The sequence below is a fragment of the Streptomyces sp. NBC_01016 genome, from assembly GCF_026341035.1.
Classification (GTDB): domain Bacteria; phylum Actinomycetota; class Actinomycetes; order Streptomycetales; family Streptomycetaceae; genus Streptomyces.
Map to the genome: position 1 here is coordinate 127,573 of NZ_JAPEOQ010000001.1, position 12,086 is coordinate 139,658.

At 66.6% G+C, this 12,086-nt stretch carries 12 protein-coding genes; 6 read left to right on the top strand and 6 right to left on the bottom strand.

Features of this window, described 5'->3' with window-relative positions:
* Positions 1-15 precede the first annotated feature (15 nt).
* Positions 16-1,062: a YDG/SRA domain-containing protein gene (locus OG746_RS00750; RefSeq protein WP_323179531.1), complete on the bottom strand. Its 1,047-nt coding sequence runs from the start codon at positions 1,060-1,062 to the stop codon at positions 16-18.
* 80 nt (positions 1,063-1,142) lie between these two features.
* Between OG746_RS00750 and OG746_RS00755 the strand changes: the two genes are divergently transcribed.
* Entirely contained in the window at positions 1,143-4,289 is a 3,147-nt protein-coding gene (locus OG746_RS00755; RefSeq protein ID WP_266710737.1) for a DEAD/DEAH box helicase, read from the top strand.
* Positions 4,290-4,364: 75 nt separating this feature from the next.
* Here the strand turns inward: OG746_RS00755 and OG746_RS00760 are convergent, their stop codons facing one another.
* Positions 4,365-5,030 (bottom strand): ATP-binding protein, encoded by a 666-nt coding sequence (locus OG746_RS00760; RefSeq protein WP_266710739.1) that lies wholly within the window; start codon positions 5,028-5,030, stop codon positions 4,365-4,367.
* A gap of 227 nt (positions 5,031-5,257) precedes the next feature.
* On the opposite strand from OG746_RS00760, the gene OG746_RS00765 reads away from it, so the two are divergent.
* Positions 5,258-6,112, top strand: a complete 855-nt coding sequence (locus OG746_RS00765) for a helix-turn-helix domain-containing protein (protein WP_266710741.1) — start codon at positions 5,258-5,260, stop codon at positions 6,110-6,112.
* Positions 6,113-6,132: 20 nt separating this feature from the next.
* Complete coding sequence (locus OG746_RS00770) at positions 6,133-6,348, top strand: DUF397 domain-containing protein (RefSeq protein WP_266718633.1); 216 nt, start codon at positions 6,133-6,135, stop codon at positions 6,346-6,348.
* Here OG746_RS00770 and OG746_RS00775 read toward each other — a convergent pair.
* Positions 6,320-7,345, bottom strand: a complete 1,026-nt coding sequence (locus tag OG746_RS00775; RefSeq protein ID WP_266710743.1) for a putative endonuclease domain-containing protein — start codon at positions 7,343-7,345, stop codon at positions 6,320-6,322. The two genes, OG746_RS00770 and OG746_RS00775, sit on opposite strands and share 29 nt — an antisense overlap.
* Positions 7,346-7,641: 296 nt before the next feature.
* On the opposite strand from OG746_RS00775, the gene OG746_RS00780 reads away from it, so the two are divergent.
* Complete coding sequence (locus OG746_RS00780) at positions 7,642-8,115, top strand: carboxymuconolactone decarboxylase family protein (protein WP_266710745.1); 474 nt, start codon at positions 7,642-7,644, stop codon at positions 8,113-8,115.
* Positions 8,116-8,205: 90 nt separating this feature from the next.
* Positions 8,206-8,511, top strand: coding sequence for a hypothetical protein (locus OG746_RS00785; RefSeq protein ID WP_266710747.1), 306 nt, complete (start codon positions 8,206-8,208; stop codon positions 8,509-8,511).
* A gap of 4 nt (positions 8,512-8,515) precedes the next feature.
* On the opposite strand, the gene OG746_RS00790 is transcribed toward OG746_RS00785, so the two are convergent.
* On the bottom strand, positions 8,516-8,929 hold the full coding sequence (locus OG746_RS00790; protein WP_266710749.1) for a VOC family protein: 414 nt from the start codon (positions 8,927-8,929) through the stop codon (positions 8,516-8,518).
* Between the two features lie 4 nt (positions 8,930-8,933).
* Positions 8,934-9,938 (bottom strand): GlxA family transcriptional regulator, encoded by a 1,005-nt coding sequence (locus tag OG746_RS00795; RefSeq protein ID WP_266710751.1) that lies wholly within the window; start codon positions 9,936-9,938, stop codon positions 8,934-8,936.
* 183 nt (positions 9,939-10,121) lie between these two features.
* Here OG746_RS00795 and OG746_RS00800 point away from each other — a divergent pair, with 183 nt between their 5' ends.
* A complete protein-coding gene (locus OG746_RS00800) occupies positions 10,122-10,664 on the top strand; it encodes a GNAT family N-acetyltransferase (RefSeq protein WP_266710752.1) in 543 nt (180 codons plus the stop codon).
* 17 nt (positions 10,665-10,681) lie between these two features.
* On the opposite strand, the gene OG746_RS00805 is transcribed toward OG746_RS00800, so the two are convergent.
* Complete coding sequence (locus tag OG746_RS00805; RefSeq protein ID WP_443063090.1) at positions 10,682-11,893, bottom strand: DUF445 domain-containing protein; 1,212 nt, start codon at positions 11,891-11,893, stop codon at positions 10,682-10,684.
* Between the last annotated feature and the right edge of the window lie 193 nt (positions 11,894-12,086).

The following is a 12,086-nucleotide window of genomic DNA, read 5'->3' on the forward strand; positions in this document are numbered from 1 at the left end:
CGCTGGGCTGTGGGGCTAGAGCCCTTGGCTCCTGTCAGCCCAGCGCGATCGGTGCTGCTTCAAGAAGGCCACGCCTATGCGGTGTCGAGGCCTCTCGACATAAAGCCTCCCCACCACTTGCCGGGTAAAGCCGTCGACGATGTCCAAGTCGTCGGTGATCAGTAGCGCCCCGTTATCGAACCTAACGTGGCAGTTCGGGCAAAGGCAGAGGATGTTGGAAGCCACATCGGGGCCATGATGCGGTTCACCTAGAGCCTGTATATGAGCCCCTTCGCTATACCGCTCCCCATCCACTCCCACGACCACAGGAACTCGACACACCTGGCAAGTATTGGCGTAGATCGACTTGACCTTGCGTGATGCCCTGGTGTTGCGGACTCGCCGCTGGGATGTGACGTAGCGAGCCGTCGCCCGCTCAAGCTCCGTCATGTCGGGGTCCAGCTCGACTTCCACGTCCCCTGGAACACTTTCGCCAAGATCCCTGACAAGCCGAAATTGCCACATCAGGTGACCCCGCGCAGTCTGCGTGCACCAGTGGCCCTCTACGCGATAGAGCCCCGCATATCGATAACCACCCCTGGCTTTACCGCTGCGAATATCCAAGCCGCGAACGTAACGTACGGGGAGTCCTTCGTTCTGATTGAGGACTAGCCCGGCATTGCACCCATCGAGTCGCTGATCCGTGGTTATGTGCCCATCCTTATCTGGGTCTCCCCCCATCGCCGTGTAGATCACGACATCCCCTTCATCACTATCTGCCGCATATCCACCGCTTGCGACGATTGAGTCCACGCCCTCGCGTGCCGTGCCGGATATGCCTCGCCCGCGGAAGCGATGGACGCCAGCAGCGTGCAGCTCGGTGTGTCCCTTGAACCACTGGCCAGGACTCACCTCCGGCGGAGGGCCGAAGTAGATGCTTTTGGAGGGTTGGCGTGAAGAAGTAGGCATGCCGGCACTCTGACAAGTTGCAGCATGCACTTCAGCTACTTCGAGCTCAATTTGGCTACAGTCGATCACTTCAGGGCCGAAAACAGTCGTTGACTGCCAGGGCATTCCTTGCATCACCTATCCCGTGACTGTCAGTGGCTCTTGCTAGAACTGAGTCACAACGGATCTGCGATCGAGAACACCCAGGGGGACCGATGGCCAAGTCACACCAGCCCGAACCGCTCGAGCCAGGAGTACACGAGAGGCTCATCACCCGAGCTCTTCGGGGTGACATGACGCGGCTCGAGGCTGCGGGCTGGAAAGCCATCGAAGGAGAAGTGACCGCAGAGTCAACTCCGCACGTCCTGGCACATCATCTCGGCGAGACAATTGGCCGGCGCCTCCAACAACTGCCACACAACCAGCAAGTCGCAGCAGCCAACACGATCATGGCTGCCTTGGAATCGGCAGCCCCCTCGGACGACTCATATGCAGACACGCAACTGATTGAGGACGGCCCTCATCAGCTGCTCGCCCTCGCAGAGCAAGAGGCGCCCGGGGTCTACGCGATCCGCCCGCTGACACCGCTCTCTGAAACGGCCCTCATCACGAACTCGCCCGAAGACCCCAGCCTCGGAGCGGAGCTCAGAGCTGAACTAGCCGTGGCCGATCGCATCGACCTGCTCTGCGCGTTCGTGAAGTGGTACGGCATCCGAGTCCTGGAAGGGGCCCTGCGCGAGGCCGCCGATCGCGGGGTTCCCATTCGCGTCGTCACCACGACGTACATGGGCGCCACCGACCGCCACGCCTTGGACCGGCTCGTTCGCGACTTCGGTGCTGAGGTGAAGGTCAACTACGAGACGCGGTCCACGCGGCTGCACGCCAAGGCCTGGCTGTTCCGCCGCAACAGTGGATTCGACACCGCCTACGTCGGCAGCTCGAACCTCTCCAAAGCCGCCCTGCTCGACGGGCTTGAGTGGAACGTTCGGCTGTCGTCGGTAGCCACACCCGCCGTCTTGAAGAAGTTCGAGGCGAGCTTCGACTCGTACTGGAACGACATCTCCTTCGAGACCTACGACCCCGATCGTGATGCCGCCAAGTTGGACGAAGCGCTAGGAGTGGCTGGCGGCTCAACGTCTGGCGATGACCTCAAGATCAGCCTGTCCGGTCTTGAGGTCCGGCCCTATCCGCATCAGGCCGACATGCTGGAGCGCCTTCATGTCGAGCGCGAAGTGCGCGGTCATGACCAGAACTTGCTGGTAGCGGCCACAGGGACAGGGAAGACCGTCATGGCCGCCCTGGACTTCCGCAATCTGCACCAACAGTGGGGCGGCAAGGAGTACCCGCGGCTCCTCTTTATCGCGCACCGCAAGGAGATCCTGAAGCAGTCGCTGCGCAAGTACCGAGAGGTACTCGACGACGCATCGTTCGGCGAGCTGCTCTTCAGTGGCGAACTCCCCCGCGACTGGAAGCACGTCTTCGCCAGCGTCCAGTCCCTCACTGACCAACGGCTCGACCAGTTCAGCCCCGAGCACTTCGACATCATCGTCGTCGACGAGTTCCATCACGCCACGGCGACCACGTATCGCCGCGTACTCAACCACTTCAAGCCCAAGCAACTTCTCGGACTCACCGCCACCCCGGAGCGGGCGGATGGACTCAACGTGCAGAGCGAGTTCTTCGGCGGTCGCATCGCCGCCGAAATGCGACTCTGGGAAGCCCTCGACAACGACCTTCTCTGTCCGTTCCACTACTTCGGTGTCCCTGATGGAACCGATCTGACCCGCCTCAACTGGCGTTCCGGAACGTATGACCAGAGCCAGCTCGGCGACCTCTTCTCGGCTGACCACGCCCGCGCCCGCATCGTCATCAAGCAAGTCCGGGACAAAGTGTCCGACCCCGGGAGTATGCGGGCGCTCGGCTTCTGCGTCTCTCGCAAGCACGCTCACTTCATGGCCAAGTGCTTCCAAGAGGCCGGCTTCCAGGCCAAGGCACTGGACAGCGAGTCGAGGCCCGAGGTCCGGGAGCAGGCTCTAGACGACCTCAAGTCGGGGAAGATCCAAGTCCTGTTCTCCGTCGACCTCTTCAATGAGGGTCTGGACATTCCTGACGTCGATACGTTGTTGCTCTTGCGCCCGACGAGCAGCGCCACCGTGTTCCTCCAGCAGCTCGGCCGTGGTCTGCGCCGCACGCCCAACAAGCCGGTTCTGACGGTCTTGGACTTCATCGGACAGCACCGCGCCGAGTTCCGCTTCGAGGAGCAGTTCCGCGCGATGACGAACCTGTCGCGTAACCGCCTCCTTGAGCACGCCGAGCACGACTTCCCACAGTTGCCCTCTGGCTGCCAGATCATCCTGGAGGGTAAGTCCAAGGACCTGGTGCTGGACAACATCCGCACGCAGATCAAGGCAACAGTTCAGACCCTGGCTAAGGAGGTCAGCGCTTACAACACTCCGCGACTCGCTGACTACTTGAGGGAGAGTCGCCGCGAGATCAAGGAGTTGTACAAGTCCAGCAACTCGTGGACCACTGTCCTACGCCGAGCTGGTCTCGCCGATACGTCCGAACAGCCTGGGGAGAGCGACCTGTTGAAGCGCGTCCACGCGTTCCTTCACGTCGACGACCCAGAACGTGCGGCGGCCTACAAGCGCCTCCTGAGCGACGATGCGCCGGCCTACGAAGATCTGAACGCGACGGACAAGACGTTCGCACGCATGCTGTTCTTCAACCTCTGGGACAAGGCCGGTGGCTTTGACTCCTACGAAGAAGGCCTCGCATCGCTGCGCGGGCAGACAGCACTCCGCGATGAGTTGCGCCAGGTACTCGACTACGTGATGGACGAGGCCGACCACTTCCCCATCCCGCTGGAAGGCCCACACGCGCATCTGCCCCTGAAGATCCACAGCGCATACAACCGCTCGGAAATCCTGGCTGCCCTCGGCGTGGCCCGGTTCGGTGGCCAGATGCCCGGATCGTTCGCCCAGGGCGTCCTGTGGGATGAGGCCAACCAGACAGATTCGCTCCTGATCACCCTCGAAAAGAACGAGAAGGACTTCTCTCCCACCGTCCGCTACAAGGACTACGCCCTAAGCCCAAGCCTCTTCCACTGGGAGTCGCAGAACGCTACCGCAGACATCTCCCGTACCGGACTGCGCTACCAGCAGCACGCCGAACGCGGAAGCCACATCCTCCTTTTCATGCGGCGCTACAAAGACACCGACACCGGCAAGGCTCAGCCGTGGATGCTGCTCGGCCCGGCCACGTACGACTCCCACACCGGAAGCAAGCCCATGTCCATCACATGGCGCCTCCACCATGAGCTTCCTGCGGACGTGTGGACATACGCGTCGGCCGTCGCCTAGGGGGCGAATCAACTTCCGCCTCCTCTCGGCGCGAACAGCCGTCCGTAGTAGATGAGTTGGCACAGAGGCCCCAACTCATCCACTACGCGTGCGCAGCTCGCTCTCGCAGCGAAGCTCGGCGCTCTCCACCACCTCATCTACGTCGAACCCATGGGCGTCCGCCCAGCACAGCATGTCGGCGATGACCTCGATCGCCGTCGTCTTTCCGACGGGAGCGTCGACGCGCGCCACGTCGCCGCTGGCGCCCGACCGCAAGAGCACCACCTGCTCGTACAACCCGAGCAGCGCCTCCGCCCGATCAACGCTCGCGTGCACCACATGACCTTCCGGATCTTCGAGCCCAGTGGCCAGTTCGCACCAGACGACCTTTCGGTCAGCCTTGAGGAGCACGCCCCAGCGATCCGTCACCGCGTCGACGAGTCGCATGCCCCGGCCAGTCTCCGAATCAAGCGCCCCGGCCAGTAGCGTCGGAAGCGCCCTCAAATCCGGGTCCAGCACCTCGATGCGTAGGAACGTGCCGCTCATCGAGAGCGTCAGCTCTGTAGGCGTACCAAGGCCCACGTGCCTGATGACGTTCGCCACCATTTCGGTCACGCATAGCTCGACAGCTTCATCCAGGTGATTCAGGCCCCACAGCCTCAGGTGCATCCGCGCGATGCGCCGCAAGGCCGCCAGCTCCTCAGGCTCGGCCGCGAAGGCCAGACTCCAGGGCTTGCGGAGCATGCAGTGTTGCTGGATCACGAGCACTCCCTCTCCATTGAGGTTCACGACCGCTGGACCGCCCATGCATCAACTGCGGTCAGCAGCACGCGCGTTCATCGATCTCGCCACGCTTCCAACCGCACTACCAGAGTGGCGCCAGAGCATCCCTTCTTGCAATTTGCAGAACGGGATTCCCACCTTCGAGTGATTGGCAAGCACGGGGCTTGGCGCGGAGACTGAGCCTCGCTAGCGAGGAGGGTGTCTAGATGGCTGGATCTCCGACTGCACGACGTCGGCGACTGTCGTTCGAGTTGAAGAGGCTCCGCGAGTCAAGCGGCATGACCTGCGCACAAGTTGGCGCAGCCGTGGACTGGAGCGGCTCCAAGGTGAACCGAATGGAGACCGGCCACGGACGCGTACAGCCGTCCGACGTGGAAGCTCTGTGTCGGCTCTACGAAACCACCGCTGAAATGCGCGAGTTCCTCAAGTCTTTGGCGCGCCAGGCCAAGACGAAGGGCTGGTGGCAGGTTCACGGGTCGGGGGTGCCGGAGTGGTTCAACATCTACATCGGCCTGGAACAAGAGGCGGACTCGTTTCGCCAGTACCAATGCGAGATCGTCCCGGGCTTGATGCAGACACCCGCGTACATCCGAGAGCTGCACTTCGCGGGCTCACACATGAAGCCGGAGGACGCGGAGCGAGCCATCCGTGTCCGGCTCGAAAGGCAGGAAATGCTGTCGCGCCAGGATCCGGAACCGCCAGACGCATGGTTCGTCGTCAGCGAAGCCGCACTGCGGAACGTCGTCGGCGACCACGCCGTCATGCGGGATCAGCTGGAGCACCTACTGGAAGCCACACAAGCGACCGCGATCACCCTGCAAGTGCTGGCCTTTGACTCGGGAACACGCCCTTTGACTGGCCCGTTCACCATCCTTGGCTTCCCTGATCAGGAAGACCCTGACGTCGTATACCGGGATGGCATCACCGATGCCGTGTACCTCGAAGGGGAGCATCATGTTCGGGAGTACACGCGAGCCTTCGACGGGCTCAGGGCAGCCGCCCTCAGCCCGCATCGCTCCCTTCGCCTGATCGAGAGCATCATCAAGGAGTACGCGCAGTGATCGTGAACACCGGCCGTGGTGTGGTTAGTTCCGAGCTCCTCGGCCAGCTCGACTGGTTCAAGGCGTCATACAGCAATGGCGCGGGCGGCGAGTGCCTGGAGTGCGCCATAGCCCCCAAGGGGTCCGTCCTCATACGGGACTCCAAGTGCTCGAACAGCGACGTCCTCGCCTTCGGCCCGCAGGCTTGGACCAACTTCCTACGCGAAGCTAACTCAGGCCCACAGGCTGCTGGTTGACCCACACATCAGCTACTGGGCGGTTACGGCACCTGGCCAACGCCCCCCGAATCCCCTCCGCCACCCCTTCCGCCCGCCCCCGCAAATCCTCCGCCGTGACGGCGAGAACCGGGAGCCCCGCGCCGGCGAGGCGGTTGCGGTGGGACAAGGTGCGGCGCCAGGAGTCCGGGTCCAGGTGGTACTCGCGGGAGTCGACCTCCAGGGCCAGGCCCTCCGCCGGCCAGTACGCGTCCGGGCGGGCCAGGAACGTGCCGGTCAGCGGGTCGTGGAGGTTCGGGTTCCAGAGGGGTTCCGGGAGAGAGTAGGCGTGGATCAGCGCGCGGGCGTCCGCCTCCAACGGTGAGTGCACGCCCGCCGCCAAGTGAGCCGTCGCCCTCGCCACGTACGGGGCGTAACGGCGATGGGACGCGCCGAGTTCGGCCAGGAGCGCCTCCGGCGTGCAGAAGCCGCGCTGCACCGCCTCCGCCAGAAGCGCCGTCACATCACGTTCGCAGCTGAGGCCCGGAACCGCGTCCGCCACCGCCCGCGCGATCTCCGCGACCCCCAGACCCGCCACCGGAAAGTTCTCCGGCATACGGCGCGTCCGGTGCACCCTCACGAACGACGTGCCGCGCGCTCCCACACCCCCGTACGGCACGAGTACGTCGATGTGGCGCAGCCGCTCCGGGCGCGGCGCCGCCCGGAAGTTGTGCAGGGACAGTGCCGCGAGCCCGGTGAGCAGGGCGCGCTCACCCGCGTACAGGAGTGCCGCGCGCATGCGTTGGCGCGGGGTCGGCGTGCCGGAGTGGAGGACGTGGACCCGCGGCAGCACGCGCTGCCACGGGCCGCCGGGGCGGCAACGGTGACTGGTCGTCGAGTCCGCGCAGCCGAGCGCCACCAGTTGGGCGCGGGTGAGGAGTTGGTCCTGGGTGAGGGCGAGGGGGTGGCGTGCCAGTGCCGCCATGGAGGGGGCGGCGAGCCGGGCAGTGGAGGGGTGTTTCGTAAGGGGCTGGTTCATGGTTCTCTCCTCCCCTTCTCACCTCCACCCTCACCCTCCGTAGTCGGTTTGTAGCGGGGAGTGTGGTGGACTGTGACGTGTGGCCACGATCCCTTCGTAGTTTCGCGTCACAGACCCATCAGAGTCGGGAGGCCTCCACCACCTCTCCCCGCCCTGAGACCGGCATCACACTCCCCCGTGTCACATCCCCGCGCCCCGCTCCGTCACATCTACGTAGCCGCGCAAACAGCGCCGGAACGATCGACACAGAACACACGGACACACGGACACACGGACACACCACACAGGAGCCCACCATGGAAGCCCGTATCAACCCCTTCACCAGCCCCATCGCGGGAAAGGTCATCAAGCACATCAACTCCGCCGGGAAGGTCGTCGCCGACTCCACGCTCCCCGCCGCGACGCAGGAGCTCGTGAAGATCCGGGCCAGCCAGATCAACGGCTGCGGGTTCTGCACCGACATGCACACCAAGGACGCCGCGCACGCCGGCGAGACCGTGCAGCGGCTGCACCTCGTCGCCGCCTGGCGCGAGGCCACCGTGTTCACCGACGCCGAGCGCGCCGCGCTCGAGCTGACCGAGCAGGGCACGCGGATCGCCGACGCGGCCGGCGGCGTCCCGGACGAGGTGTGGGCGAACGCCGCGAAGCACTATGACGAGGAGCAGCTCACCGCCCTCGTCTCGCTGATCGCCATCATCAACCTCTACAACCGCATGAACGTCATCGTGCAGATGCCCGCCGGGTCCTACCAGCCCGGCCAGTTCGGCTGACGGACCCAGGGCGTAACCTCGCAAATGGGCGGGTTCCGGCCCGCCCTCCGGAAGCCGCTTCCGGACACCACTACGCAGGAGGTTCACCCCATGGCCCGCGCCCTCCCCACCGCCCCGATAGCCGCCGCCGGACTCGTCGGGGGTTACGCCACCGCCCGGTTCACCAAGAAGCGGCAGCTGGGTGGGGTCGTGCTCGCCGTGGCCGGGGCCGCCGCCGCGACGCAGTGGACGAAGACGCGGGGCGGGAAGGTCGCTGGGGCGCTGACCGGTGCGTACGTGGCCGCGTTCGCCGGGTCGCACCCGCTGGCCAAGAAGGTCGGGGCGTGGCCCGCCGTGTTCGGTGTCGCCGGGGCTGTCGCCGCCGCGTCGTACGTCCTCGTGGACCGCAAGGCCTGAGGTTCTACGGCCGGGCGTGCGTCAGGACGTTCACGACCTTCCCCTGCGGGTCCCGTACGAAGAAGCGGCGCACGCCCCACTCCTCGTCCCGCAGGTCGTGGACGATCTCGGCGCCCGCCGCGCGCATCGCCGCATACACCGCGTCGACGTCGTCCACTTCCACGCTGATGTCCGGCACCACCGGGCCCGTCGCCTCGTGCGTGAAGAACTGGATCTGCGCCGTGGGGTCGGAGGGCGAGACCAGGGTCATGATCCAGCCCATGTTCATCGCCTCGCGGAAGCCGAGCGTCCCGTAGAAGTCGCGGTTCGTCGCCATCGACGCCTCGTCGGACACCTCTACGTTCGGGACCGCCCTGCGGATCTGCGGGTGTGCGTGCCCGGGTGCGGATGCGTGCGCGTGTGCTTCGTCGGGTGCCATGCGCTCATCGTCCCCGGAACGTCGCCCTGTACGCCCCCGGCGACACCCCCAGCACCGCCTGGAAGTGCTGTCGCAGCGAGGTTCCGGAGCCGAAGCCCGTCTCCGCCGCCACCCGGTCCACCGTGTGGTCCGTCTGCTCCAGCAACTCCCGTGCCCGGTCGACCCGTTGGCGGTTCAACCAGGTCATCGGGGTCAGGCCCGTCTCCTCGCGGAAGCGGCGGTTGTACGTGCGGATCGACATGGCGTCGCGGGCCGCCAACTGCCCCAGCGACAGGGGCTCCGCCAGCCGTCCCAGCGCCCACTCCCGCGAGGCCGACGTCGATGTCGGGCCCACCTCCTCTGCCGGAACCGGGCGTTGGATGTACTGCGCCTGGCCGCCCTCCCGGTGCGGGGGCACCACCGTGCGGCGCGCCAACTCCGCCGCCACCGCCGCGCCGTGGTCCTCGCGGATCATGTGCAGGCACAGGTCGATGCCCGCCGCCTCCCCGGCCGAGGTCAACACCCGCCCCTCGTCCACGTAGAGGACGTCCGCGTCGACCGTCACCGACGGGAACGTGCGGGCGAAGTGGGCCGAGGACATCCAGTGCGTCGTCGCCCGGCGGCCGTCCAGGAGCCCCGCCGCCGCCAGGACGAACGAGCCCGTGCAGATCGATGCCACCCGGCCGCGGGAGCCGTCGATGACACCGGCCAGTGAGTCCGTCAACTCCCCGCCCAAACCGCCCGGTTGGAGCGTCTCGTCCGTCTCGTGCGAAGCCGGGACCAGTACCGTGTCCGCCGCCGCGACCGCCTCCAGGCCGTGCTCCGCGTAGATCGGGAAGTCGGCGTCCGTACGGATACGGCCGGGGCGGGGCGCGCACGTCGTCACCTTGTAGAGGCGCTCCCCCGTGGACGGATCGCGGGCCGTGCCGAAGAGCTGGTGGATCAGGCCCAGCTCCATGGGCAGGACACCGTCCCGCACGAGGACCGCCACCGGGGTCGGGCCGCCGCTCTTTCCACGCCGCGCACGCATGGCCAGATTCTTTCACATCGGGGCTGTCTGGCCAGTCGAGCGCGCGTACCGGTCCGGCGCGGCGCGGTGGCGGCGTTGGGGGATCCCCCACCCCCATGCGAACCGCCCACCCCCACCGGGCCTACTCTCCCGATCATTGCTGACCGAGCGGGGCGACCCGCACGAGTGACCGGGTGGGGCGACATGGCCGACTGGACCCTGCGGGCGGCCACCGCCGCCGACGTGGAGCCGATCGCCGAGCTGCGCGCCGTCGTGATGCGGCCCGACCTCGAACGGCTCGGACGGTACGACGAGCAGCGCGTACGGCAGCGGTTCCGCGACGCATACGAGCCCGCGCACGCCTGGGTGATCGAGGTAGCCGGGGCCTTCGCCGGGTGCGTGGCGCTGCGCCCGGACGGTGCCGCGTACTGGCTGGAGCACTTCTTCCTGGCCCCCGAACTGCACGGCCGGGGCGTCGGCGGCGCCGTACTCCGCGAACTCCTGGAACGCTGCGACCGGGAGCACGCCCCGGTCCGCCTGAACGTGCTGCGGGGCAGCCCGGCCCGCCACCTCTACGAACGGCACGGGTTCACCGTCGAGAGCGAGGACCCGGTGGACGTGTTCATGGCACGCCGACCGGCCACCACCACACCGGAGCACCGACCCGCCCGACCGGCCACCACCACACCGGAGCACCGACCCGCCCGACCGGCCACCACCACGCCGGAGCGCCACCCCGCCCCGTAGACCCGCAAAGCGCCCCGCTACGCCCCCAACGCCCGCGACACCGTAAAGATCAGCAGACCCGCCAGCGAACCCACCACCGTGCCATTGATCCGGATGAACTGCAGGTCACGGCCGATGTGCGCCTCGATCTTGCGGGTCGTGTGCTCGGCGTCCCAGCCCGCCACCGTGTCCGTGATGAGGGACGTGATCTCCGCGCGGTACGTCGTCACGACGTACACCGCCGCGCCCTCCACCCAGCCGTCGACCTTCGAGCTGACATCCGGCTCCGTCGCCATCCGCCGCCCCAGCGACAGCAGCGAGGCCCGCACCCGAAGACGCAGCTCACTGCGCTCGTCCTCCGCCGCCGCGACGATCATGCCGCGGACCGCGGACCAGGCCGACGCGATGATGTCCTGCACCTCGGAACGGCCGAGGATCTCCGACTTCAGACGCTCCACCCGGTCCCGGGTGTCCGAGTCGCCCTGAAGATCGGCCGCGAAGTCGGCCAGGAAACGGTCGAGCGCACCGCGCGCCGGGTGCCCCGGCATGTCCCGCATCTCCGTGACGAACCGCAGCAGCTCCTTGTAGACGCGCTCGCCCACACGCTTGTCGACGAACCGCGGCGTCCAGCCGGGGGCGCCGCCCTCCACCGCATCCATCACCGAATCCGAGTGCAGCACCAGCCAGTCGTGGGCGCGGGCGCACACCAGGTCGACGACCCGCTTGTGACCGCCGTCGGCAACGACCTTCTCCAGCATCTTGCCGAGCCCCGGCGCGATCTCCGCGTTGTCCGCCCGACGCGTGATGGCCTCGCCGACGATCGCCTGCACATCCGAATCACGCAGCACCGTCAAAGCGCCCCGCAACGCCGTCGCCAACTCCGCCGTCACCCGATCGGCGTGATCCGGCTCCGCCAGCCACGAACCGAGGCGGCTACCGATGCCGACAGCGCGCAACCGGTCCCGTACAACCTCGCCCGACAGGAAGTTCTCACCCACGAACTCGCCGAGCGAGACACCCAGCTGGTCCTTCTTCGTCGGGATGATCGCCGTATGCGGAATACGCAGGCCCAACGGGTGGCGGAACAGAGCCGTGACCGCGAACCAGTCGGCCAGCGCACCGACCATGCCGGCCTCCGCGGCCGCCGCGACATACCCGGCCCAGGCACCCGCACCCGCATTCTCCGCCCACGTGGCCAATACATAGACGACCGCGACGAAGACGAGCAGCCCGACCGCCATCAACTTCATCCGGCGCACACCACGCCGCTTCTCCTCGTCGGCCGCGGTGAACTCCGCGACGAAACGACGAGCGGGACGGGAGGGCCGGGATTGACCCGATGTGGCGTGGGAATACTGCCCGTTGTCCGCTTCAGCCGCTTTGGAACCTTCAGTCGTTTCAGACCCTTCGGCCGCTTCAACCGCTTTGCCCGCTGTGTCGTAC

Excerpts from the sequence above, each read along its gene's own strand:
- OG746_RS00790 (WP_266710749.1), bottom strand. The coding sequence starts at position 8,929 with ATGGCACCCGACGAAGCACACGCGCACGCATCCGCACCCGGGCACGCA.
- OG746_RS00785 (WP_266710747.1), top strand. The coding sequence starts at position 8,206 with ATGGCCCGCGCCCTCCCCACCGCCCCGATAGCCGCCGCCGGACTCGTC.
- OG746_RS00795 (WP_266710751.1), bottom strand. The coding sequence starts at position 9,938 with ATGCGTGCGCGGCGTGGAAAGAGCGGCGGCCCGACCCCGGTGGCGGTC.
- OG746_RS00805 (WP_443063090.1), bottom strand. The coding sequence starts at position 11,893 with ATGAAGTTGATGGCGGTCGGGCTGCTCGTCTTCGTCGCGGTCGTCTAT.
- OG746_RS00800 (WP_266710752.1), top strand. The coding sequence starts at position 10,122 with ATGGCCGACTGGACCCTGCGGGCGGCCACCGCCGCCGACGTGGAGCCG.
- OG746_RS00765 (WP_266710741.1), top strand. The coding sequence starts at position 5,258 with ATGGCTGGATCTCCGACTGCACGACGTCGGCGACTGTCGTTCGAGTTG.
- OG746_RS00755 (WP_266710737.1), top strand. The coding sequence starts at position 1,143 with ATGGCCAAGTCACACCAGCCCGAACCGCTCGAGCCAGGAGTACACGAG.
- OG746_RS00775 (WP_266710743.1), bottom strand. The coding sequence starts at position 7,345 with ATGAACCAGCCCCTTACGAAACACCCCTCCACTGCCCGGCTCGCCGCC.
- OG746_RS00780 (WP_266710745.1), top strand. The coding sequence starts at position 7,642 with ATGGAAGCCCGTATCAACCCCTTCACCAGCCCCATCGCGGGAAAGGTC.
- OG746_RS00750 (WP_323179531.1), bottom strand. The coding sequence starts at position 1,062 with ATGCAAGGAATGCCCTGGCAGTCAACGACTGTTTTCGGCCCTGAAGTG.